The sequence below is a fragment of the Desertibacillus haloalkaliphilus genome (genome assembly GCF_019039105.1).
Taxonomy (GTDB): Bacteria; Bacillota; Bacilli; order Bacillales; family KJ1-10-99; genus Desertibacillus; species Desertibacillus haloalkaliphilus.
Genome location: NZ_JAHPIV010000010.1, coordinates 90,402 through 115,205 on the forward strand (window position 1 = coordinate 90,402; position 24,804 = coordinate 115,205).

The 24,804-nt window shown below is 39.9% G+C and carries 22 protein-coding genes; 18 read left to right on the forward strand and 4 right to left on the reverse strand.

All coding sequences use genetic code 11. The features are described from left to right. The first annotated feature begins 367 nt into the window (after positions 1-367). The 9 genes from metA to KH400_RS12590 all read left to right on the forward strand — a co-directional run bounded on the left by metA (position 368) and on the right by KH400_RS12590 (position 13,465). Positions 368-1,279, forward strand: a complete 912-nt coding sequence (metA, locus tag KH400_RS12550; protein WP_217225037.1) for a homoserine O-acetyltransferase MetA — start codon at positions 368-370, stop codon at positions 1,277-1,279. A 122-nt stretch (positions 1,280-1,401) separates the two neighbouring features. Continuing rightward, on the forward strand, positions 1,402-2,487 hold the full coding sequence (locus KH400_RS12555; RefSeq protein WP_217225038.1) for a hypothetical protein: 1,086 nt from the start codon (positions 1,402-1,404) through the stop codon (positions 2,485-2,487). 82 nt (positions 2,488-2,569) lie between these two features. Next, complete coding sequence (locus KH400_RS12560) at positions 2,570-3,196, forward strand: flavin reductase family protein (RefSeq protein WP_217225039.1); 627 nt, start codon at positions 2,570-2,572, stop codon at positions 3,194-3,196. A gap of 280 nt (positions 3,197-3,476) precedes the next feature. Further along, positions 3,477-4,697, forward strand: coding sequence for an EAL domain-containing protein (locus KH400_RS12565; protein ID WP_217225040.1), 1,221 nt, complete (start codon positions 3,477-3,479; stop codon positions 4,695-4,697). 151 nt (positions 4,698-4,848) lie between these two features. After that, positions 4,849-6,024 carry an MFS transporter gene (locus tag KH400_RS12570; protein WP_217225041.1) on the forward strand — a complete coding sequence of 392 codons (1,176 nt, stop codon included), beginning with the start codon at positions 4,849-4,851 and terminating at the stop codon, positions 6,022-6,024. Positions 6,025-6,151: 127 nt separating this feature from the next. Beyond that, a complete protein-coding gene (locus KH400_RS12575; protein ID WP_217225042.1) occupies positions 6,152-9,991 on the forward strand; it encodes a dynamin family protein in 3,840 nt (1,279 codons plus the stop codon). A 262-nt stretch (positions 9,992-10,253) separates the two neighbouring features. Continuing rightward, entirely contained in the window at positions 10,254-12,257 is a 2,004-nt protein-coding gene (locus KH400_RS12580; RefSeq protein WP_217225044.1) for a methyl-accepting chemotaxis protein, read from the forward strand. Positions 12,258-12,468: 211 nt separating this feature from the next. Beyond that, positions 12,469-12,666, forward strand: coding sequence for a hypothetical protein (locus tag KH400_RS12585; RefSeq protein WP_217225046.1), 198 nt, complete (start codon positions 12,469-12,471; stop codon positions 12,664-12,666). Between the two features lie 277 nt (positions 12,667-12,943). After that, on the forward strand, positions 12,944-13,465 hold the full coding sequence (locus tag KH400_RS12590) for a putative DNA-mimic protein (RefSeq protein ID WP_217225048.1): 522 nt from the start codon (positions 12,944-12,946) through the stop codon (positions 13,463-13,465). A 48-nt stretch (positions 13,466-13,513) separates the two neighbouring features. On the opposite strand, the gene KH400_RS12595 is transcribed toward KH400_RS12590, so the two are convergent. Together KH400_RS12595 and KH400_RS12600 are read right to left on the reverse strand one after the other, a co-directional pair. Next, a complete protein-coding gene (locus tag KH400_RS12595) occupies positions 13,514-13,960 on the reverse strand; it encodes a YppG family protein (RefSeq protein ID WP_217225050.1) in 447 nt (148 codons plus the stop codon). A 31-nt stretch (positions 13,961-13,991) separates the two neighbouring features. Continuing rightward, positions 13,992-14,429 (reverse strand): Hsp20/alpha crystallin family protein, encoded by a 438-nt coding sequence (locus KH400_RS12600; protein ID WP_217225051.1) that lies wholly within the window; start codon positions 14,427-14,429, stop codon positions 13,992-13,994. 162 nt (positions 14,430-14,591) lie between these two features. Between KH400_RS12600 and KH400_RS12605 the strand changes: the two genes are divergently transcribed. Together KH400_RS12605 and KH400_RS27425 are read left to right on the forward strand one after the other, a co-directional pair. Then, positions 14,592-15,542: a dipeptidase gene (locus tag KH400_RS12605; protein WP_498067631.1), complete on the forward strand. Its 951-nt coding sequence runs from the start codon at positions 14,592-14,594 to the stop codon at positions 15,540-15,542. A gap of 72 nt (positions 15,543-15,614) precedes the next feature. Beyond that, positions 15,615-15,902, forward strand: coding sequence for an iron-sulfur cluster biosynthesis family protein (locus tag KH400_RS27425; protein WP_217225053.1), 288 nt, complete (start codon positions 15,615-15,617; stop codon positions 15,900-15,902). A gap of 388 nt (positions 15,903-16,290) precedes the next feature. Here KH400_RS27425 and KH400_RS12615 read toward each other — a convergent pair whose 3' ends face one another. Continuing rightward, the gene (locus KH400_RS12615) at positions 16,291-16,437 is read right to left on the reverse strand and encodes a small, acid-soluble spore protein L (protein WP_217225054.1); all 147 of its coding nucleotides are present in this window, start codon (positions 16,435-16,437) and stop codon (positions 16,291-16,293) included. 339 nt (positions 16,438-16,776) lie between these two features. Between KH400_RS12615 and KH400_RS12620 the strand changes: the two genes are divergently transcribed. Then, complete coding sequence (locus KH400_RS12620; RefSeq protein ID WP_217225055.1) at positions 16,777-17,514, forward strand: SurA N-terminal domain-containing protein; 738 nt, start codon at positions 16,777-16,779, stop codon at positions 17,512-17,514. A 292-nt stretch (positions 17,515-17,806) separates the two neighbouring features. Here KH400_RS12620 and KH400_RS12625 read toward each other — a convergent pair whose 3' ends face one another. Continuing rightward, positions 17,807-18,355 carry a GbsR/MarR family transcriptional regulator gene (locus KH400_RS12625; RefSeq protein WP_217225056.1) on the reverse strand — a complete coding sequence of 183 codons (549 nt, stop codon included), beginning with the start codon at positions 18,353-18,355 and terminating at the stop codon, positions 17,807-17,809. A gap of 409 nt (positions 18,356-18,764) precedes the next feature. Here KH400_RS12625 and KH400_RS12630 point away from each other — a divergent pair, with 409 nt between their 5' ends. From KH400_RS12630 to KH400_RS12655, 6 genes are all read left to right on the forward strand, one after another. Further along, a complete protein-coding gene (locus KH400_RS12630; protein ID WP_217225058.1) occupies positions 18,765-19,982 on the forward strand; it encodes a quaternary amine ABC transporter ATP-binding protein in 1,218 nt (405 codons plus the stop codon). Further along, a complete protein-coding gene (locus KH400_RS12635; RefSeq protein ID WP_217225059.1) occupies positions 19,951-20,793 on the forward strand; it encodes an ABC transporter permease in 843 nt (280 codons plus the stop codon). The genes KH400_RS12630 and KH400_RS12635 overlap by 32 nt, the downstream gene beginning before the upstream one ends. Positions 20,794-20,865: 72 nt before the next feature. Continuing rightward, a complete protein-coding gene (locus KH400_RS12640; protein ID WP_217225060.1) occupies positions 20,866-21,804 on the forward strand; it encodes a glycine betaine ABC transporter substrate-binding protein in 939 nt (312 codons plus the stop codon). Between the two features lie 286 nt (positions 21,805-22,090). Beyond that, on the forward strand, positions 22,091-23,008 hold the full coding sequence (locus tag KH400_RS12645; RefSeq protein ID WP_217225061.1) for a chemotaxis protein: 918 nt from the start codon (positions 22,091-22,093) through the stop codon (positions 23,006-23,008). Between the two features lie 309 nt (positions 23,009-23,317). Next, positions 23,318-23,755: a VOC family protein gene (locus tag KH400_RS12650; protein WP_217225062.1), complete on the forward strand. Its 438-nt coding sequence runs from the start codon at positions 23,318-23,320 to the stop codon at positions 23,753-23,755. 369 nt (positions 23,756-24,124) lie between these two features. Beyond that, positions 24,125-24,667 (forward strand): hypothetical protein, encoded by a 543-nt coding sequence (locus tag KH400_RS12655; RefSeq protein WP_217225063.1) that lies wholly within the window; start codon positions 24,125-24,127, stop codon positions 24,665-24,667. Positions 24,668-24,804: the final 137 nt, after the last annotated feature.

Here is a 24,804-nt window from a genome sequence, read left to right on the forward strand (position 1 = left end):
GGATGTTTCTAATCAATTTGGTAAGAAGCTTCTGGCCTTGGCGAATCGCAATGGCTGTTATGATTCGTTTGATGATTTTATTCAATGTATATCTTCCTTTCCTTTAGAATTAAGAGTAGCCTACATGGTAGTTTACGCGGGTAGAATAGGCTTCATACAATTGTTTTTAATGATCAGATTTTTATGCTTTTTTCATTTAATACTCTAAAGGATTTATGTTATATTAAGTTATAATGTCATAGACATTTGCCAAAAACTTGTGCAGATGCTAGTTCTCGACACATATGACAGTAGATATTACGGTGTTGTTATTTTATCATCGGATCAATAAAAATTGATAGTATGAAAGTAGTAAAGGAGTATCAAAATGCCAATTAAAGTACCAGATCATCTCCCTGCAAAAGAGATTCTTAACAGTGAAAATATCTTTGTGATGGATGAAAGTCGGGCCTATCAACAGGACATCCGCCCATTAAAAATCGTCATTTTAAATTTGATGCCGATCAAAGAAACGGCGGAGACGCAATTGCTGCGGTTGTTAGGGAACACGCCGCTGCAAGTTGAGGTTGCGTTCCTTCATCCTGATACACATCATTCAAAGAATACATCTCAAGAACATTTAGCTTCGTTTTACAAAACGATTGATGAAATTAAGACGCGTAAGTTTGATGGGATGATTATTACGGGGGCGCCAATCGAAAAACTTGAGTTTGAAGAGGTTACCTATTGGGAAGAGTTAAAGACGATCATGGATTGGAGTGTCACAAATGTAACATCAACCCTACATATCTGTTGGGGAGCGCAAGCCGGATTATATCATCATTATGGCATACCAAAATATCCCTTGGATCGAAAGCTGTTTGGTGTATATCCTCATACCGTTAATGTTGACAATGTCAAATTACTTCGAGGGTTTGATGATGAGTTTTTAGTTCCGCATTCTCGTCATACTGATGTTCGTCGTGAAGATATTGAGCAGGTTCCGGACCTTGAGATTTTGTCTGAATCTGAAAGCGCTGGCGTATACATTGTTGCCTCAAAAAATGGACAGCAAATTTTTGTCACTGGTCATTCTGAGTATGATGCATGTACATTACAGGATGAATATGAACGTGATAAAGAAAAGGGTCTGAATATTCATATTCCTGAAAATTATTTTCCGAATAATAATCATCATGAAAAACCACGTTTGAAGTGGCGCGCACATTCGAATCTATTATTCTCTAACTGGTTAAACTATTATGTTTATCAAGAAACACCCTTTGATTTTACAAAATAAACATTCTGTCTTACCGATGTAGGCAGAGTAACCGTTTCGGCAGTCGTGGCATACGCTTACAGTAGACATTTATTCTAACAGTTACGTACATCATGATTAGTTTACTGAGGTGGAGGTTGCTCATGAGTGTCAAACATTATTATGTAAGTGGGAATACAAGTCAAGGGTTTTTTTCATTGTTTGATAGCGTTGTAGAAACGATTAATCATCTGTATTTGATTAAAGGGGACTCATTGCGTGCAAAATCTGAGCTCTTAGATGAAGTCGGGTTATCCTATGAAAAGAAAGGTTATCAGGTCGATTATTACCATAGCCCTCATCATCAAAAGCGTCGTGAAGGGGTGCGAATTAAAGCATTACGGCTTGCTTTTTTTGATGAGGCATTGGCTCAGCATTCCGCTCTTGACCATCGATCGAAGCTAAAAGAGATTGTCAACCTTAATGATGACATCAATCAAAAGCACTTTAGTAAGGTAAAAGAAAAAGTGGAGCAATTAGTCGATGAAAGACAGTATCAATATAAAGAGGCGTACCGATTGTTTTCAGAGGCAAAACAGATCCATGAAACAAAAGAGGATATTTACTTATCAGCGATGGATTTTAAAAAAGCGGATAAAGTTGCCGAAAAATTAATTGATGTCATTTATAAACAAGTTCCTCCTAAATCAGGTCATGGCGAAGTCGAAGAGATCTTCTTTGGGGCTGCGACACCTATGGGTGCTGAGAATTTTATCGACTCACTGACAGCAGATGTGAAAAAGCGCTACATCATAAAAGGGCGTTCTGGAAGCGGAAAGTCAACCTTAATGAGAAAAGTTGCGGAGCCAGCGCTTGAGCGCGGCTATTCACTGACGTATTTTTTATGCGGGCTTGATCCAGATAGTCTTGATATGATCATCATTGACGAATTAAATCTAGCGATCCTCGATGGAACATCACCTCATGTCATCGACCCTTCACGAAAGCATGATGAAGTCGTTGATATGTTTGAGTTATGCATCGACCCGAGTGTTGAGGAAAAAGAGAAGAAGCGAATTAAAGCTTGTGAAATGATTTATAAAGAAAAAATGAAACATGGGACCGCTCGTTTAAAGAAAGCAGCAGAAATTCAGGATGTAATTGATGCTTATCTAGAAGAGATAGCAAGTGAAACAGAACGGATCATTCGAAAGGAAGGATTCGTACAGAAACTTCCTGGTTTAGCCTAATCGCTCCCATGGCTTTCCCTCGTTAAGATAGGGAGAGCCATGGGAGAATGTTCGAACTATTTTAATCGTTGAGGTGAAGCAAATGATTATTGATCCAAAACAATTGTCGAGGAAGGACAATTATAAATTGTTGATTGGGAGCGTTTTGCCACGACCAATCGCATTTGTGACTAGCCAATCGACAACAGGTGTTCTAAACGCTGCACCGTTTAGTTTTTATAATGTCGTAACGGCTGACCCACCTTTAATTAGTGTATCCGTCGGTCGTAAGCCAAATGGCGTTCAAAAGGATACATCGTTAAATATTTGCAACCAGCAGGAATTTGTCGTTCATGTCGTGGATGAAGGTAACGTCGAGCAAGTCAACGCCTCATCAGCTGACTTCCCTCATGACGTTAGTGAAGTTGAAGAGATAGGATTGACAAAGATACCGAGTCATAAGGTGGGTGTCCCCTCCATTAAAGAAGCGAAAATTAAGCTAGAGTGTCGCTTACATAAGGTCATTCCACTCGGTGGAAGCGAAGAAGCACCACATGCCGATTTAATTATTGGCGAAGTGGTTTGTTTTGATATTGACGACAGTGTCTATGAGGACGGGAAAATATCCACCGATGCACTAGCCCCGCTTAGCCGCTTAGCAGGAACGGATTATGGAAAACTTGGAGAGCGCTTTTCAAAGCCGCGTCCGACGTATAATAAGGACAAGTAGGTCATACAGGTGCATGAACGTAACGGTTTATGCATCTTTTTGGCGGTGGAAAAGGGGGACGGATTGCACTAACGGTGAAACATATTCGAGGAAGTGAGCTTACTAGTGCCGACTTTGATTGAAGTGGAAGCGCTACAATAGAAACAAATTTGGACACTAGGTATCAGGGGTTTATTTGTTCGTGCATTGAGTACGATGAAGGTACTTTCTCACTAATAAGTTCATGGTATAATAAAAATAGAATCAAATAAACTATTTAAGTCTAAATTGAGGTGGTAGCATGGATGCCCTTGATATTCTAATGAATAAAGATCAAGTGATTCCATATTTTGAACCGGTAGTTAGTGCGGATAAACAAACGGTGATTGGGTATGAAGTCCTCTCTAGAATCGAAACGGAGTCAGGTGTCAAAAGTTTAGGGGGATTCTTTCAAGATCCGAGCATTCCCGATGAATACCGTCTTGAAATTGATGATCATGTGCAGACGCTTGCCCTAAACTATTACATAGAAAAAAAGACAGATCAATTATTATTTTTAAATTATAATGTCAATCTCCTAATGAATGATCAAGGCGAGGAATTTATTGCAAAATTACTCGCCTATCAGGAGCAAGGGCTGCGACTCGATCGAGTTGTTCTTCAGATCGCAGAAGGGTTATATATAGGAGACATTTCGAGATTGAAACATTTGTTAACCTATATCCAGAGTCTCGGAATGAAAGTCGCCTTAACGGACGGTGGTTCCGGTGGACGAAACTTAGAGCGAATTGCTTTTTTGAAGCCGAACATCGTGAAAGTTAATTTTTCTTTTCTTGATGGTGATAATGCCTTACCACAATTGTATCGGGATGCCCTTCATTCTTTATCAATGCTCACGCAGAAGATCGGCGCCCTGTTATTGTTTGATGGAATCAATAGTTTTCTTGATTTAAATTATGCATGGCGCAATGGTGGAAGATATTATCAAGGAAATTATGTAGCGAAGCCGAAACGAGAATTTGTTCCTCATGATTTGTGTAAGGAAAATCTAAAAGAACAATTTCATCATTTTATTAACTATGAGCGGAAAAAAATTGAAGCTCAATTATCGATCACAGACCAGTTAAGTAAATCGATCAAATCGACTTTAAAAAAAGTTACTGTCACAGATGATTATGATGATGTTGTTAAACGTGTCGCCTATGAGTTAACGGATATCAGTTTTCGTGTTTATATTTGTGACCATGATGGTTTCCAACAATCATCGAATGCGGTTAGAAATGAAGAAGGGGGATGGGAGTTACACCCAGAAGACCGTTTTAAAAACTGGAGTTGGCGCCCTTATTTCCTCGAAAACATTGTCCGTATGAATTATGAGCAAAAGGGGATCCTCTCTGATCTCTATACAGATATTGAACGAGATGAGATTATTCGTACCTATGCGATTCCAATTGACGATCAGCTCTACTTATTTATTGATATCCCATATGCCTACCTTTTTGAAAAAGATGGTCTGTTGTAATGAAAGAAGCCTTGAACACATATACATTAGTGTTTTCAAGGCTTTTGTTATTTTTCGAAAAGTTGTACTTTGCCTACATATCTAGATATTTTCATGTAGAGCGCTTATGCTAGTACAGGTGAATAATCTACGTGTAGAATTGAGGGGAACTATGGGAAACAATCGTTCTGCCTTTCGTTTAATGGCGTATCTCTATTTCGCCTATTCAACGATGACCATTATCATTAGTTACATGCCCGTTTATTTTCAACATCATGGTTTATCAGGTATAGAAGTCGGCTGGTTATTAGCTGTAGGACCGTTTGCATCGATTTTTGCTCAGCCGTTTTGGGCATATATGAGCGATAAATACAAAACGATTAAACGGGTGTTGGTCGTTACCCTGATCGGTGTACTTGCGGCTGCAGTCGCTCTTTTTCAGATGAACAGTTTCATTGGATTTATGATCATGATGTTTGTATTATTTTCATTTATGTCACCAATCACGGCATTAGGAGATAGTCTTGCACAAAAAACCGCACAGCAAATGCAGGGGAACTTTGGGCGGATACGTATGTGGGGTTCGTTAGGCTTTGCGATTACCTCTCTTTTAACTGGGTACTTTTTAGCGTTTTTTGGCATCGAGTATTTGTGGATTCCATTTTTATGTGTGGCCTTTGTTGCCTTGATAATGGCATTAACGGTTTCAGATGTGAAGTCAACGGCAAAGCCGGTTACCTTACTAAGCGCTGTGAAATTGGGTATTCACCCAAAATTACTATTATTTCTGTTGATTATTTTATTCGTATCGATCACACACCGCACAAATGATAGTTTTTTAGGGATTTATATCGTTGAATTAGGGGGTTCTGAATCTTTAATCGGATTAGCTTGGTTCATTGGCGTCACCTCTGAAGCCCTCGTTCTTGCAACAAGTGCCTATTGGTTCCGTCGCTTTCATCCATTAACCTTTATTTTAGTAGCAGGGTTGATCTATAGCAGCCGCTGGTTTTTAATGGGAATGATACATGATCCTACGTTTACACTAGTGTTGCAAGTGCTACATGGGGTTTCGTTTGGTGTGTTTTATATTTGTGCCTTTCAATTTGTTTCAAAGTTAATTCCAGATCATTTGCAAGCGACTGGCCATATCTTATTTATTACCACGTTCTTTGGCCTCTCAGGCATTATTGGTTCGCTTGGTGGCGGCTGGGTGATCGAGGAAATGGGTGTCACGACGTTGTATCTCATATTAGCAGGTTTTGCTCTTGTCGGTAGCATTGGGATCTTGATCTATAAAGTCGTCAGTACACGTATGGATGGAAAGAAACTCGTACAAAATCAGTAAAGTCTTGCGGCCGTTTTAAAAAAGAGGAAGCTGATCTCTTTTTTGAACGGTTTTTTTATAATGGTAACGAATGAAGCCAGTTTTTTTGATACACTCGTAGAAAAGAAGTGACAGGGCAGGTGAGCTTATGCAGTTGAATCAGCGAGAACAGATGGAGAAGTTAAATCGTTATGTAAAAAATTCCAATAAAGAGCTCTCAGAAATAAAGAAGGGTCTGCAGAAGATCTATGATCACCTCAGCCAAAAAAGCGATCACAAACGATTAAAAAAGTGCGAGCAGTTAGTAGAAAAGTTGGATGACAACCAGCTTGTGATCGCGTTTTGTGGTCAATTTTCTGCAGGGAAGTCGACATTAATTAATGAGCTCATTGGTCAGGAGGTGTTACCGTCACACCCGATTCCAACAAGTGCTAATATCGTGAAAGTAAAGGCAGCAAGGCACCCAGAGGTCGTTGTCACGTTTAAAGATAAGGGGACTGTGACATTCAAAGGAGAAGGTGCTTTTGATTCTGTTGAACAGTACTGCATGGATGGAGATTCTGTTGACATCGTTGACATTCGTGAGCCAAATGAACAATTGCCGAAGGGAGTGACTCTTTTAGATACGCCAGGCATTGATTCGACAGAGGAGGCCCATCGCCTTGCGACTGAATCCCATTTACACTTAGCCGACCTTGTTTTGTATGTGATGGATTATCACCATGTTGAATCTGAGATCAACCGTAAGTTTATCCAAAAGCTTAATGAACAGGTGAAGCCGACGTTTTTATTAATTAATCAAATTGATAAACATATCGACACAGAACTCCCCTTTTCTGCGTATCAAGAAAAAATTAGCAAGTCGTTGCACGACCACCAATTGCAATGTGAAGGGTTGTTCTATACGTCTTCTTTTGCTGGAGATCACCAATATAACGAACTTGATCGATTAAGGGATGAGTTAAATGAGGTCATTGCTGATAAAGAAATGATGCTTGCAAAAAGTATTCTCACTGAAAGCTTTCAAATGATTTTAGAACACATAGAGTGGTGGAGTGATCACTTTCAGCACCGCCTAGAAGAGTATAAAGAGGTATTACATCCTTATCAGCCAAACGATTTTAAAGAAATTAAACAACAGTGGGAGACATACAAGCAACAGCAGGTGACAGCCGAAACATTGGTTCAACAATTTGAGGAAGAGTTTAGTGAGAAGCTCGAACGCATTTTGGAAAATGCGAATTTGATGCCCTATCATACGAGGCATTTGGCTAGGGATTACTTAGAATCAAAGCAAATCGGTTTTAAAGTGAAAGGGTTCTTTTCTACTGCGCGAACAAGACAAGCTCAAGACAATCGTTTTCAGCAGTTTTACCAGGAGCTGTCTGAAAACGCGACGACGTACCTTGATATTCATATTCGGCAGTTATTGTTTTCTCATACGAAGGCATATGGCCTGAACGATGAAGCCTTACGGATATCGATTCATCAATTTAACGTCGGTCTACCAGATACTGTGATTACAAATGCTCTCAGTCGTGGTGCACTATTTAATCATCAATATGTTCTTCATTTCTCACAGCAAGTCATTCAACAGGTGAGATCCTATTATCGTACGCACGCCTTGAAAAAGCTTGCCGAAGCAAGTACATATGTAAGAAAGCATAGAGCGAAGAGAGAACGTGATCGTGTTCGGAAAAGAGATGAATTTGAACGGAAGCTTCTTGCGTGCGAAGGAACCCTAGAAATTGAAAAGAAACTTGATCACACGTACGAGCAATTCATTGATATCCTTTTTAACAAAACGGATCGACCTAATAAAAAACATGAGCGAACTCGCCAAGGGTCTCTCAAGCAACAGAAGTTTACCTCACAATCACATAAAAGTAGCAAAAAAACTCAGTACGCTGTTAATTTAACTGATTATATGAACAATGATGAAGGAAGGAAACGAACTCCTGATCCTAAGATGTACGAAAAAAGGGATCAAGTGCTTGCTGCACTTGAGAAAACAGCTCAGGTTGTTGAAGGGGTAAAGGGGTTTGCAACGGCAAGGAAGGACTTGATCGATCGGGCTAGTCGCCTGCGCGATCATCGTTTTACCGTCGCTCTCTTCGGTGCATTTAGTTCGGGGAAATCATCCTTTGCCAATGCATTACTAGGAGAAGAACTGCTCCCCGTCTCTCCCAATCCGACGACGGCTGTCATTAACCAAATTTCCCCTCCGACTGCTGATCATCCGCATAAGAGCGTAGAAGTGACGTTCAAATGTGAAAGTGAGCTTGTAAAAGATATTAATGAAGTGCTTTCGTATGCTCACCAACAGGTTGATAGCCTCGAGGAACTTTTTCATCTGCTACAAGAGCGGTCGTTCGTTTGGCAACAGACAGACGATGATCAACTACATGAGGATGAAGAGACGACAAAGGAAGACGACCGTAACGAGGATCCATTCGAGTTATTAGATGACCGTCAATGGGCATTGTTGCAAGCTCTAGAAGCTGGTTACGAGTCGATGAAGGCATCGATCGGTCAAAGCGTTGAGGTCTCCCTTGAGCAATTTTATGAATTAGTGAAAACGGAGGAGAAAGCCTGCTATGTTGAGGTGGTTAAGGTCTATTATGATTGTTCGCTAACACGCCAAGGCATCATCCTCGTTGATACGCCAGGGGCTGATTCGATCAATGGAAGACATACGGATCTAGCATTTTCTTACATCAAACACTCAGATGCGATCGTATTTGTCTCATATTTTAACCATGCGTTCTCAAGGGCCGATCGCGAGTTCTTGATTCAATTAGGTCGAGTCAAAGAGTCCTTTACCCATGATAAAATGTATTTTATTATTAATGCTGCTGACTTGGCACACAGTGTGGCTGAGGTTGACGATGTCGTCGCTCATATTGAAAAAAATCTCTTAACATGTGGGATCCGTGATGCGCGCATCTTTCCAGTCTCAAGTCAGCTCAGTTTGTTAGCAAAGAAATTTCAAATGGATCAATTGTCCGAAAACGAATCGCTAAGATACAAGCGACGTGTAGACCCTAGCTATATTGAGATGGGAACGGCTTATGCTGGAATGGAGTCATTTGAAAATGATTTTTATACAAATACGATTGAACGACTTCTGCAATCATCGATTTACGTTTCCTATCACGAAATCAAAACGATAAAAGAGCGACTATTTCTGTTTATTGCGATGGTAAATGAGAGTGAACATATTCGCGTCGAGAAGCTAAACCAAGTGAGGAAAGCATATAGGCATTCGCTTGAGCTGGTCGACGAGGTGGATGTAGAGATTGAACAAAAGCTTGTATTGCAGGAGATTGATGAATTAGTCTTTTACGTGAAGCAACGTGTGTTTTATCGATATTTTGATGAATACAAACGAATCTTCAGCCCGATACGCTTTGAAGGAGAAGATTTTACGAAAACCTTAAAACGTTGTGTAAATGAAGTGATTCATTTTCTTGCCTTTGATTTTGTTCAAGAAATGCGGGCAACATCCTTTCGAGTTGAAATGTTTCTTAAGAAGACGCTAGAGGACATGTGCGAGAGGGTGGGGGGACGTTTGCAGGAGGTAGATCCGCACTTGAACGTTCGGCCGTTGCGAGCTTTTGATGTTGCTTCGCCTTCGTTTCATGAAGGATTTTACGAGGTTAATGCTGATTTCTTCAAGGAAGAACTTGACCAATATTCGAGTACGGAATCATTTTTTTTAGAAAAGGGAAATTTCGCCTTGCGTGATCAACTAGAGGAAAAACTTCGTCCGTTTGCTGATCAATATATCCATGATTGCTTGCATGTGTTACATGAGCATTATAGGGACGAATTTGCAAAATGGGTTGGGGAACTTAAGAAAGAATTACACGCGCAAACGATGGATTATTATGTCGCTCAGATCGAGGCGTTATCAAGTCAACAAGACCTTGCATCGTTACATGACAAAAAGAGGCAGATTGAGGAGTGTCTGAAGACCCGAACGTAACTTTTTGAGTCTTTCATCATAGGACTGCTATCTTCATAATTCGGAGAGTATAGGTAAGAGAACTCGCACTTTTTTAGGGTTCTCTTATTTTTTCTGAAAAGTAAGGAAAATGATGTATGATTAAGTACATATGAATCTAGTAAAAATGTATGACGCATAAAAGTTTTTGTGATATATTATCTTTGTCCAACTAATTTGTATTTTACAAATGTTTTAGCTGTTCAACTACATAAAAAAAGACATTAGGTAAAGGGAGAGAGACATGTTTCAAAAAATTAATCGAAAATTAATGATCTTGATATCAGGACTGTTAGCTGCGTCGCTACTGATTGTTTCTACGATTACATATCAACAAACAAAACATGTGATCGAAGACAATGTGCAGTCTGAAGCATCCAGCCTTGTGCAAGAGCTTAATCGCTACGTTGATAATTATTTTGGTAATTTCGCAACGACTCTTGATCTTTTTAGTCAAGATGAGCGTATTATAGCTTTTGTAGATGCGGTGGAAGAAGATCCAATCAACCGTGAGGGGTGGGGGGCGATTGATCAAACCTTCGCTCATTTTAATGATTTGAATGATAGTGTGCAATTAAGTTATATTGCGACCAATCAATCGATCGATACGACACCATTAATTGATCTGCCAGACGACTTTGATCCAACCGAGCGCCCGTGGTATATCAATGCGAAAGAAAACCCAGATGAGGTCGTGTGGACACAGCCTTATATTAGTGATGAGGATGGAGAGTATGTCGTTACTGCTGCAAAAGCGATCACAGAAGCTGACCAATTTTTAGGTGTGTTAGCGATGGACGTATCGCTTGAAGCGTTGGCAACTGTAATTAATCAAGTTGAGGTTAATTATGATGGATTTTTATTTTTGTATGATGATCAAGGTGTAGCTCTTGTTCATCAAACGCTCACTGGTGAAGATCTTTCTGAAGAAGAAGCGGTTCAACAAATGTTAACAGGGGAAAAGAACGACGTCATTCATTATCACTTTGATGGTCAAGATCGACTGATGTACTATGAGACCGTTCCACAAACGAATTGGAAGATCGGTGCGGTGTATGTCCATGATGATATGCTAGCGAGTGCTAGAGACTTAAGTAACCTTATCTTACTAGTTGCGATCGCTGTGATTCTACTATCCTTAACAGCTGCTTATTTTTTCTCAAAAGGAATTACGCGTCCAATTGTTCAATTGAAATCAGAAGTTGGTCGAGTGGCAGATGGTGATTTGACCGTTCAAGTGCAAACAAAGGCGAAAGATGAAGTAGGAGATTTAGCACAACATTTTAATATGATGGTAGCTAATGTGAATGAGTTAATTCATTCTGCTCAGCGTTCAGCGAATCAAGTCAATGATTCAGCTGAAAACATGAGCGCAGTTTCAGAGGAAATGATTGCTTCAAGTGAGGATGTTTCACAAGCAGTATCTGAAATAGCGAAGGGGGCTTCACAACAAGCGTCTGATGTAGAGGATACGCGTAACCGTGCTGTGGAATTCTCAAACCAAATTGATAAAGTAACCACAGAAACGAATACATTAATGGAGCTTTCAAATCAAACGAAAGAACAGAGCAAGCAAGGTGCTTCTCAAGTCGTAGTCCTAAAAGAAAAGAATGCTGAATCCAATGAAGTCATTGCATCAGTACAATCTGTTATCGTTGATTTGTCGTCGAAAATTTCAGAGGTTGAAAGTGTGATCAGTGCGATCAACGGGATTTCTGAACAAACGAATTTACTAGCACTTAATGCAAGTATTGAAGCAGCAAGAGCTGGTGAACACGGGAAAGGATTTGCGGTTGTTGCTGATGAAGTCAGAAAGTTAGCTGAACAGTCTTCAGATGCGACGGTTAAAGTAAGTGAAACGATTAAAGGGATTGTATCTGAATCTGAGCGTGCGATTGCTGCGATTACGAAAACACAAGAAATTTCTTCGGAACAAACCACAGCTGTTTCAGATACCGAAAAGGCATTTGACCGAATTGCTACGGCAATCGCAACCTTTGTTGACTCGATTGATTCGATTAATCATGATTTAACGATCATGAACGATCACAAAGATGCACTAGTTGGATCCATTCAAAGCATTGCCGCTGTGACTGAACAAGCTGCAGCATCGGTTGAAGAAGTTAATGCATCTACTGATCAGCAAGTTGATGCATTAAATAGTGTCGCACAAGCCGCGGAAGAATTAAACCAATTAAGCAGTGACCTGCTTAAACAAAGCAATTCTTTTAAAGTAAGAGATGAGTAAAATAGAATGGTAGTCAATAGGTGAGTAGGGCTCCTTCTTTTATGTACGCTCGTCTCAAACATGCTATACTAATTTGTACTGTGACTTCACGAGAAAGGGGGAGACTAGGTTGAATATCGTTGTGACAGATGCTGCTGTGAAGCAAATGCAAGCACTAGGTCTTACAAAGAACATTCGCGTTGTAGCTCGAGATACGTATGAGTGAAGCACGATGATTGAGTTTTTTCTCGCTCTGGATGAGCCGAGACCAGAAGATGTCATCATCGAAGTAAACGGAATCACATTCTTAGCTGACCGTTATGCGCGACAAGAGGTTGGCAGTTACTTAAAAGTCGACTATAGGCCTATGCAAGGATTTAAGCTTATCAATAAAAACCAGACGCTGGCATATGGGGTTAAGATCAAATAAGAAGGGGCTGTCCTTATGGAGGGCACTGAAAAAGTGTGGAATTCACTTTTTCAGTGCCTTTTATGTAATGTGCGAAGCCATTACTCTTCCTGAATTGGCCTGCCTGTTACTTTTTCAGCAGTCTCGTCCTTAATTGGCTGTTTATCTCAGTAGAGATGTCAGTCAGTTGGGGGCGGTTCTTTTTCTATTAAAATCATAAATCTTATTTCGACACTCATAAACATGGTTGACTCTTCGAAAGGTTTGAGGAAGGCTTAAATGATTAGGAGTGTTAAGATTGACGATTGTAGCAAAAGTAGAAGCTCTATTTCCGACGTTAGATCGAAATCAGTATAAACAGTTATATCGTGACTTAGAATTAAAGATGCAACAAATGGGGCACCTTGTACCTTACCGAGAGCAATTGAATTGGACACAGGTGATTGAGGACCGTGAACTTGGTGATCAACAAACATTACAGCAGCTTAAAACAGCAGCAGCCAAAAATGATCACGTTTTTTTATTTTATGCCAAATGGTTTAAAAAAACTGTTTATCAACATTTAATTATCCACCCGAATGAAGAAGGCTTTTATTTGCCGTTCCGTTTTGATGAACCTTTTTATTTACACGTTCATGGGCGAAAATTATGGGTAGGCTCATCGGTTCGATTAGCCGATGAGCTAGGATGGTTGGAGCTGACGATGAATGATTATGAGCCAAACCACCCTGTGAAGCTATACTGGCAGAACTTTCGCGATGTGTGCGAGAAAAGCATAACGAAGAACTCTCCGCTTTTATTAACGAAGGGGAATGGATAAAAGAATACACAAACCTAAAGCCTACTAGGTAGATGAGTAGGCTTTAGGCTAACGATTTTGTGAAAAAAATGAACTCATTTGTTTCAGTAATGGACCAATTTGATTGGCCGTTTTCACACATTGATCCACGGTTTTAAAGGTTTTATCAAAATCGATTTTCCCATCGGCATCCATGAAATGAGCGATGAGAGGTTGTGGCATCGGTGGATACCCAGGCATCGGCTGTGTTGCCTGAGTAGGGTTTGCTTGTTGCTGCTGTACCTGCGGGGGGTGTTGTTGGTTTTGTTGCGGCGACTGTGATTGCTGGTTTTGTTGTGGCTGCGGTAGTTGCTGATTGGATTGAGGTGGCATCGGAGTTTGGAAAGGAAACCCTTGATTATACATCGATCCGAAAAATTGTGGCAAATCAAACGGTGTCATGCGTGCGTACGGATGATTTTGTTGAGGTGGTGGATACTGATTGCCTCCATTAAAAGGGAAATGATGTAAATTCATGTTCATCCTCCTCGATCCCAAAATTTACAAGTTATTCAATGTCGATTGTCTTCCGTTTATTTGGGATTTTAATCGTTAATAATCCATTCGCATACCTTGCTTTTGCATCTTTTTCGGAGATTGTAAACGGAAGTGGTATCGTACGCTCTCGTCGTTGGTAAGAGCGTTGTTGATGAAAGAAATCGTTCTTTTGATCTTCTTCATTGATGATTTCCTGATGCTCAACACCAATACGGACGTGGTTTTGATAAATGTCCAATTGAATTTGCTCTTTTTTTACTCCTGGCAGTTCAGCTTCGATCATGTAATATTGATCTGTTTCATACATATGAACTGGAAAACTTGGCGCAAATAGTCCGTTATCGTGGAAGTTTTTGAATGTTTCGGTGAAGAAGTTATCAATGGATTTTAAGAGATCACTATAAGGTTTTTGTTGTTGTTTTGGTAGACGTTCATTTTTATCACCCATAGATGCAACCTCCTTGTCTCTTCAGCGATTAAGTGTTTATTGGTCTGTTTAACTGTTATCACTATATGTTTCCATTGTAAAAATGGTATGGGCGAAAGGCATAATTTAGTGAAAGTATGATTAGATTGATAGAAGGAAACTGTTGGTAGAAGTGGAAAAGAAGTGGGGGTACCTATGTATATTATTGATAGTCATTGTGATGCATTGCTGAAATTGTGGGAACAACCGCAAAAACGGTCATTCATTGATTCACCAGAGATCGAAACAAACCTCATGAGGATCAAAGCAGGAAAAGTTAAGCTTCAATGTTTTGCGATTTTTGTAGAAGATGATGTAACATCCGACCAGAAGTTTCAAGTGGCTCTTGACCAAATTGATTTGTTTCATCGGCATGTCCTTGCCCAGCCAGAGATGAAGCAAATTGTGAATTGGGAGGATATTGATACGCTTGAAGATGGGCAGATTGGTGCGCTGTTAACGTTAGAAGGAGCGGATGCGATCGGTAATGACCTTGCCAAGCTTCGGACACTTTTTTTACTTGGTGTGAAATCGGTTGGGCTGACCTGGAACAATGCAAATCTTTGTGCCGATGGGGTCGGTGAAAGACGAGGGGCGGGCCTGACTGAATTAGGATTTAATGTTGTCCGTTTAAATAATCAATGGGGAGTCTGGACCGATGTCTCGCATTTGAGTGAACGCTCCTTTTGGGATGTATTAGATGTCGCCGCTTACCCAATCGCTAGTCATTCAAATGCAAAAGCCTTGGCTGATCACCCCCGCAATTTAAGTGATGAGCAAGCGAAGGCCCTGTTTTCTCGTCACGGGTTTATTGGAGTTGTATTTCATCCCGCGTTTTTGCGTTCGGATGGAAAAGGGACGATAGATGATATTATTCGGCACATTGAACATTTTTGTGCCTTAGGAGGCGTGAGGCACATTTGTTTTGGCTCAGATTTTGATGGCATGCCTAAAACGATTGATCGACTCAAACATGCAGGGATGTACCAACATTTGATCAATGAATTATTGAAGCATTTTAAAGAAGATGACGTAAAAGGATTTGCTTATAAAAATTTTCTGCGACATCGACCGGTGAAGCGAGAACGTGTCTAAAATCTAGAGATCAAATGATGTTCATTCGTCACAATCTGCGTTATACTATACGTGTAAAGAGAGGTGAGAATCATGAAAATTACAGATCAAGCGAAAGCTTACATTGAACGTGCGATGCAAGAAAATGGAGCAAGTAATATTCGGGTTGTCTTTGCTGGTATGGGCTGAGGTGGTCCAAAATTAGGACTGGCTCTGGATGAGCCAGAAGAGACCGATACGATAGAAACCATTAATGGCATCAAAGTAGCCATTGACGCAAACGTTGCTCCACACATCGAAACCGTTACTCTTGAATTTCAAGAAACAACGGAAGGGCCTGGTTTGGCATTGGTTGACGAATCAGGCAGTGACTGCTGTTAATGGAAAAGCCTCCTGTACCTTTGTATGCAGGAGGCTTTTTGCATAGCTTCACACTACAGCGTTTTAAAAATAGCCATAATAATGAGCACGTGATGTAGACACGGAAAGACACGGTCGTTTAATTGAAGGGTAGCTGAAAAAAACACATGAAAAGCATGAAGGACAAAAGGGGCGAGAATGCCGGTGGAAAAGTCCTTCACAATGCCAGTGACTATTTTGTTTGGTATAGCCGTTTCTTCACCGAAGGATTACGTTCAATAAGGAAAAAATATGAATAAGAGGCAGGATCAAAAGGTTGGTTTTTACCTTTTGTCCCTGCCTTTAATATGTTAACTATCCTGTTATTTAGCTTGTGAATAAACTTTTCCCTCTTCAAGCTGAAAAAACTTTATTTCGTATTCTCTTTTTTAGCTGCATGCTGACCTTTACTATAGACTTCACCTGAGAATTCGGTGTCTGGTGAGTTTCCTAGCGGATTAACACTACGGCTTTCCGTTGTTGCTGCGTTTTGCTTTTGTTTTTTTCGTTTCGCCATCGGATTACACTCCTTTATGTTGTTGTTGATCGTGATGCACCATACATCGCTAAATGAACGATTAGGCTTATTTTTAACAAAGAACGATGAACTATAATTGGGAATCATTTGAAATGATTCGTTTCACCCATACTTTTTCACATTTTTTTAAAGACTCTCATATGCAGTCTTTTTCATTTCAATCCATTCCCAGTGTGACAGGCTTTCTTGTATTTTCGATCGGTCAAAATGTGAGTGTGATGTTTTGAAATATAAGCTGTTTTACGACCTTGTACATGATTCTCTGTTTTGGGTATGGTACAATAGCCACTAGTTTGATGATTAGAAAGGAGAATTTCATTGTTTAAAAAAGTATTAGGATTGACTGCAACAGGTTTATTGGCTGTCGCATTAACAGCTTGTGGGGGTAATGAAGCACCAGAAGAAACAGACGCTCCAGCCAACGAGGAAGTTGAACAAACAGATGAACAAGCAAGTGATCTAAACACAGAGGATTTACCAGAAACAATTGCTACGGTAAATGGTGAAGATATAACAAACGAAATTTATCAGGCGCAAATTCAACAGTTTATGATGGTTTATCAAATGCAAGGCCTTGATCTTGAAGCACAAGATGAAGATGGACAAATGACACAAATGATTCATCAGCAGGCATTAGATAGTCTAATCGCGGACCGTCTACTTGTACAAGCAGCAAATGAGCAAGGGATTGAAGTTGATGAAGAAGAAGTAGAAACTCAATTAAATCAAGTAACGGCGCAGTTTGAAACAGAAGAAGAGTTAAATGAAGCTCTTGAACAAGAGAACATCACAATGGATGAGCTACGCGAAGATATTACTAATCAGTTGAAGAGACTACAGTTTGAAGAAGAAATTGCTGGAGATGTGACAGTATCGGAAGAAGAAATTAGAGATGCTTACGACGAACTAGTTGCTGCTCATGGCGATGAAGTACCTGAATTTGACGAGTATCAACCACAACTTGAGCAACAAATTAAAGATGAGCGTTCTCATGAACGTATTGCAGCCTATGTTGATGAATTAAGAGAAGAAGGCGAAGTTGAAATTTATATTTAATAAGAATGCCATAAAACCTGGTCATAAAAGACCAGGTTTTTTTCAATGTGAAAAAGAAGAACTTGGATATTTATGTTAAAACTAATGAAGGACAAAAGAGGCCAGAATCGCAATGGAAATACTCAAAGGCACGAAACATATGCTTCGTGCCTTTTTCACTTTGATTTATAGTGTGATCTGGGTTATCAAAGTATGTGGCTTTGTCTCTGTTTCTCTGTTTTGCCCCTCACAAGTAACCCGTTAAGAGCCGACCAGATTTTTTGTTTTATCTAGGGAGCCACTTGGTGGTGGACTATTTCTTCGGGACGATAGAAAAGATTTCACCGCTTTCAAACAGTGAAATCACTTCATCAAGCCACTGGTAATACGCTTCGGCTTGGTCGAGCTTTTCAAGGTCACGGTTAATATGTGTTTGTAGGTGAGAGTCAGTGGTCGTGTCATAGAGTTCATCGAGCATTTGTTTTGTATCTTGAATCGCTTCTTTGTTTAACTCTGTCGCTTTTCGCCAACGGTTAATAAACACCGCTGAAAACGATTTGTACCAATCTTGTTCAGCTTGATAGAGGTCTTTTCTAACCCCTTTTTCCCAGACACGCTCAACCATTTTTGATTTCGATAGTTCGCGAATTCCTGTGCTCATGCTCGTTTTACTCATACCAAGAGCTTCACTCATTTGATCAAGGGTCATTGGCTTTTCCGCAAAGAACACGGTACCATATAATCGCCCCACTGATTGGGAAATTCCGTATAAGTGCATATTCTGTGCTATTTCTGAAATAAAGCGGTTACGTGCTTCATTAAGCTCGCTCCAATTACTGTTTGGAGAGTCATGGTTGTTCATTGGCAGCCTCCTTATTCATTTCCTAAAATCATCGTAACAAAGCTAGATTATGCAGAAAAGACCGAACTTTTAGTGAAAAAGAGAGAAAAACGAAGTAATTTGATGAATTTATTGTGTACAGTTCGCAAAGAAAAAACTGTACATTCAATATTTGCCGTAAATTGGCTAATCTTGGTGTTGAAGGGAAACTGTAATAAAGGTATAGTTAACAAGGTGATGTTGCGATAAACGTGATTAAACAAATGGCAATGGCTCCGTACGCTACTCACCTCTAGGAGAAAACCACTCCTAGAAGGCTTAAGAGCTGTAGTGGCTTCGCTCATTGCTACGAGTTTGTTCAAAAAAGGAAAAGTCACCCTTTTTGAGCAGATTCTAAAAGAAAAGCGAGAGAAAAAAGAGGTGTAACTGAGTGCCTAAGATTAAAGTAGAAGGAATAACAAAAGTTTTTGGTAAAAAGCCAAAACGAGCACTTGAATTGTTGGAGAAAAATAAGACAAAAAGTGAGATTTTAGCAGAAACGGGAATGACTGTAGGTGTTAACCAAGCATCTTTTGAAGTCGAAGAAAGTGAAATCTTTGTGATTATGGGACTTTCTGGAAGTGGTAAGTCCACTCTTGTTCGATTGTTGAACCGACTGATTGAGCCAACCACAGGGAATATTTGGGTTGATGAGGAAGACCTCGCAACGATGGATGAACAAACATTACGAGAAGTAAGGCGTAAAAAAATGAGTATGGTGTTCCAGAAGTTTGGCTTGTTCCCTTTTCGCACAATCTTAGAAAATGTCGAATATGGATTAGAAGTTCAAGGTGTACCGAAACAAGACCGTCGGGAAAAGGCGCAATCGTCACTAGAGCTTGTTGGTTTAAAGGGGTACGAGGATAAATTTCCAAGCGAACTGTCTGGTGGGATGCAGCAGCGTGTTGGGTTAGCGAGAGCGCTCGCCAATGATCCGGATATTTTATTAATGGATGAAGCATTTTCGGCGTTAGATCCATTGATTCGTAAAGATATGCAAGATGAATTGCTAGATTTACAGGAATCGATGAAAAAGACGATTATCTTCATTACCCATGATTTGGATGAGGCCTTACGGATTGGTGACCGGATAACGATTATGAAAGACGGAGCAATCGTTCAAATTGGGACACCTGAAGAGATTTTAATGAATCCGGAAAATGAATACGTTGAAAAATTCGTCGAGGATGTTGATCGTTCAAAAGTATTCACTGCACAGCACGTGATGAAACGTCCGGAGACTGTCAATGGGGAAAAAGACGGACCACGAGTGGCCTTGCAACGAATGAGAGATACAGGGATTTCAAGTATCTACGTGACGACGAGAAGCAAGGAATTAATCGGTGTTGTTCATGCGGATGAAGTCTCGAAAGCTGTGAAAGAAAATAAAACGAGTTTGCTAGAGATTGTCGATAAAAACGTTCCGCACGTATCACCTGATACACCGCTACATGATTTGCTAGATATGATTTCAACGAGTCCGGTACCAGTAGCGGTAACTGAAGGAAATAAATTAAAAGGGATTATCGTACGTGGAGCCGTACTGGCTGCAATATCTGGAAGTGAGGTGAATCTAGATGGATCTATTACCGAGACTTCCGTTAGCTGAAGGTATTGATGCTTTTGTCGATTGGCTTCACAATGCTGATTTTATCTTTAAGGGAATTGAGAGTTTTATAGGATTTATCGTTGATTTGTTGCAAGTGGTGTTAGGAGCTGTTCCATCTATTTTGTTTATTGTACTATTAGCCGCCCTTGCGTTCTTTATAAATCAAAAGAAGGCTGGTTTGCCGCTGTTTATCCTTTTTGGATTGTTTTTGATTGACAACTTAGGCTATTGGGATGATATGATCCTTACATTGTCCCTTGTCTTAACGGCAGCATTGATTTCAGTTATTGTGGGGATTCCGCTAGGCATCTGGATGTCAAAAAGTAAGGCATTAGAAAGCACTCTTACGCCTGTACTTGATTTCATGCAGACGATGCCGGCCTTTGTTTACTTAATCCCGGCTGTTGTTTTCTTCGGGATCGGTATGGTACCAGGGGTTATTGCTTCAGTTATTTTTGCAATGCCACCTACAGTTCGCTTAACGAATTTAGGGATTCGTCAAGTGTCAATGGAACTCATTGAGGCTGCTGAAGCCTTTGGTTCAACTGCGGGGCAAAAACTATTTAAAGTTCAGCTTCCAATGGCTAAGACAACGATTATGGCTGGCGTGAACCAGAGCATTATGCTAGCCTTATCGATGGTGGTTATCGCATCGATGATTGGTGCTAACGGCCTAGGAGTTGAAGTCTTTTATGCGGTTGGACGAAATGATGCAGGCGGTGGTTTTGAAGCTGGGATTGCTTTAGTTATTTTAGCGATTATCCTAGATCGTATTACGCAAAGCTTTAACCGCCAACGAGGAGCAGCATAAGACAAAAGAGGGTGTTCACTCTTACATAGAGTACACATAGATAAATTAGAGATAAAAAGGAGAGGGTCAATCATGAAGAAGTTTAAGAGACTTGGACTACTTGCTGGTCTATCATTAACATTAATTGCAGCGGGTTGTGGTAGCGACGAGGATGCAGCAACAGAAAATGAAGCAGAAGGAACAGAAGGGGAAGACGTAGTCGAAGAGGCAGATGGCGTTTCGATTGCTGAAGAACTTGATTTTACAATTACAGGGATTGATCCAAGTGCAGGGGTTATGGAAGCTACTGAACGAGCAATTGAAGAGTATGAATTAGAAGGCTTTAACGTTCAGCCAAGCTCAGATGCAGCGATGACAGCGGCATTAGGGACTGCGATTGAAAATGAAGAAGCTATTGTTGTACCTGGTTGGACACCACACTGGAAGTTTTCAAAGTATGATTTAAAATTCTTAGAAGATCCAAAAGGTGTATTTGGTGAAGCAGAGAATATTCATACGATTGTACGTTTAGGCTTAGAGGAAGATTTACCAGAAGCTTATCAAGTCCTAGATAATTTCTACTGGACACCAGAAGATATGGGTGAAATTATGATTGCTGTAAATGAAGGTCAAGACCCTGACGAAGCAGCAGCTGAATGGATTGAAAACAACGAAGATAAAGTAGCTGAGTGGACAGATGGCGTAGGCACGGTTGATGGTGAATCAATCACATTAGCTCTTGTTGCTTGGGATTCTGAAATTGCTTCAACTCATATGATTGCAAATGTCCTAGAAGATATTGGCTATGATGTTGAAATTAGCCCACTTCAAGCAAACGGTATGTTCCAAGCAGTAGCTGGTGGAAGTGCTGATGCGATTGTTGCTGCTTGGTTACCATTAACGCACCAACACTTTATGGATGATCATGAAGGTGAATTTGTAGACTTAGGTGTAAACTTAGAAGGTGCGCAAACTGGACTAGTTGTACCAGCGTATGTTGAAATTGATTCAATCGAAGAACTAGTAAACTAATGATTGATTGAAGAAGGCTTGCTCGTTTGTTGAGCAAGCTTTTCTGCTGTTATAGAGCGCAGGTACTGATGTTTTCCTTCGAGGGGAATACCATGCTACAGTGTGTGGATGACGTATGGCTAGTGATTTTGTCATCGATTGAGCTTAAGATGTGCTATTCAAAACCGTTAAATCATGCTAAAATTTACTCATATACGGCTTGGTGTCTATGAGACTTTCATCATATACATAGAGAGAAATAAACTACATACGGGGACGTAGGAATGAGAAATGGGGGCAATGAAAGATGTTTGATAATAACGAAAAAGATGGGATTTTACTAGAGAGTGGGACAAATGAATTAGAGATTGTCATGTTTACAGTTGGTTCAGGTACGTTTGGGATTAACGTATTAAAAGTAAGAGAAATTCTTAACCCTGTCCCAGTAACGGAAACACCGAATGGTCATGAGAACGTTGAAGGAGTGATTCGTCTTCGTGAGGATGTGATTCCGGTTATTAACTTGGCAAAGGTGTTAGGTTTACCACCATCTGAGCATCAAGAGCAAGATAAATTTATTATTGCAGAGCTAAATCAAATGAAAGTAGCCTTTCATGTACATAGTGTATCAAGAATTCATCGAATTTCTTGGGAGCAAATCGAAAAGCCTAGTGAGCTTTCTCAAGGTGTGAACGCACACACGATTGGGATTGTAAAGATGGATGAGGGAATGAGCTTACTACTTGATTATGAAAAGATTGTTGTGGATATTAGTCCGGAATCAGGGGTTAACGTCGATAGTCTTAAGGTGTTGGGGAAACGAGAACGATCGAATAAAAATATCGTCGTAGCAGAGGATTCACCGATACTACGTAAGCTATTGGAAGATACGCTAGCTGAAGCTGGTTATGAAAATATTCGCTTTTTTGATGATGGAAAAGGGGCATGGGATTATTTAACTGAATGCGTCGACGAAGAAAACAAGGAATTAACAAGTGATATCCATTTAGTTTTAACAGATATTGAGATGCCGAAAATGGATGGTCATCATTTAACGTTGAAAATTAAAGAGCACTCCGTTTTAAAGGACCTTCCTGTGATTATCTTTTCGTCTCTCATTACGGGAGATTTGTTCCACAAAGGGGAAAAAGTCGGTGCAAATGCTCAAGTAAGTAAACCTGAGATTGTACAACTCGTAGAAACAATTGATGAGCATATTTTATAAGTGTGAGTCTGTTCAAAAAAGGAAGAACAACCCCTTTTTGAACAGACTCTATAAGTATTATTAATTGAATCGTTCGTTCGAGCAGTCCGTCTAATTGATTTCCCAATTAGAGGGGCTTTTTAATTGCATAAATATTTGTTGTATTTGCGGATGAAGGACAAAGTGAGGGAGAAAAGGCTGGGAATTGTCCTTCATAAAGCGGATGAAAGACAAAATGATGGGATTCAATGGTATACTTTAATGGGTAAACTGGGGAAAATGGTGAGATAAAGAATAAAAATTAACTTTGTAAAAGGGAGTGTGTCCATAATGGTTGGAGTAGAACTTGATATGGTTGTGAAAGATAGCTTAAAAGCATTGGAATTATACGAAAATATATTTGATATTGAGCGTGTCGAGGTTTCGAACTTTCCTCGTGGTGAAAATGAGGCAGTTTTTCTACTATATAACGTTCGCTTTCATATGTTAGATGAGAACCCAGATTTCCATTTAATTGCACCCAATCCTGACGACCCTAAAACGAGTTGGGTTAATGTTACTGTCCCAGACATTAAGGAGACCTATGCAAATGCGATGGATGTTGGTTGTACAGAGGTGCAGCCGGTGACTGAGCTTCCTGACTACGGGGTATCGAACGCCATATTCATGGACACTTTTGGTTATGTATGGATGATCCATCAAGTACATAAAGAGGTTAGTCATGAAGAGCGTATACAGCTTTGGGAGGAAAAGAAGAAGGAAGAATGAACAATAGGTATGATCGGGCAAACATTGGGCAGAGTTTCGGTGAGTTTAACAAAAAAGCATGGATTTCATCTGTGAACCATGCTTTTTTTGCCTTGTTTAGGCTACTTATGAGTATACTGTTGATATCCAAGACATGTTAGGCCCCATCGCTTGTTCATATTTTAAGACAAAATCGACTTTGTTTAACCAGAAGTCTTTAGCTTGTTCTGAAAGATTGGTAATGAATTCTGATGGAACCGCCGTTAACATTATTTATTTGACTAATAATAGTTTATTATAAAAAGAAGTTTCCACTTTAAAAAACGGGCGCAATCCTTTACACAGGCCCTGCACTCTCTAATGAGACCTAATGAATACAGAGGTGAAAATTTGAAGATCAAAGTGTTATTTATATCAGTAAGTTTAATGTTTATTGCCGCTTGTGCAGACCAAGGTTATGAAAAAGAAGATACTGCTGCAATCCTAAATGGGGAAGAGATTACATATGAAGATATACTATGGCAATACTCTTTAACAGCAAATATTGAAGATACGGTTATTGGTTACTTGAAACAAGAAATTGTTATTTTAGAAGCACAAGATATGGGTATCGTTGTTTCTGATGAAGAAGTTGAAGAAAATAAACGGCTCCTATTTCCTGGTTCGGGGGTGAGTGAAAGGTATCAAAAACTTGAAGATAAACAATTTTATGAGGAACAAGCATCATTACTTGGCGTATCTCCGGAAGATTATTATGAAGTTTGGGAGGAAAAGGCATATCGATCACAAGCCTATATGAATAAATATATTGAAAAAAATTTTGGTACACCTGCTGAAGGAGATGATGGAGAGGCGTGGGGTCAACAAATTAACGACCACATTGATCAACTGTTCCATGACTATATAGAAAGCGGAGAGTTGATAATAAATTAGTAATAATGGAAAGAAGCTTCATTCTATTATTGCGAATATAGCAGAACCAAGTTGAAAAAGGTCGGCATCCTCATAAGGGTACCGACCTTTTATGCTGGTTGTTTGCAAATCATATCGGTTGAATAAAAAATAGTGCA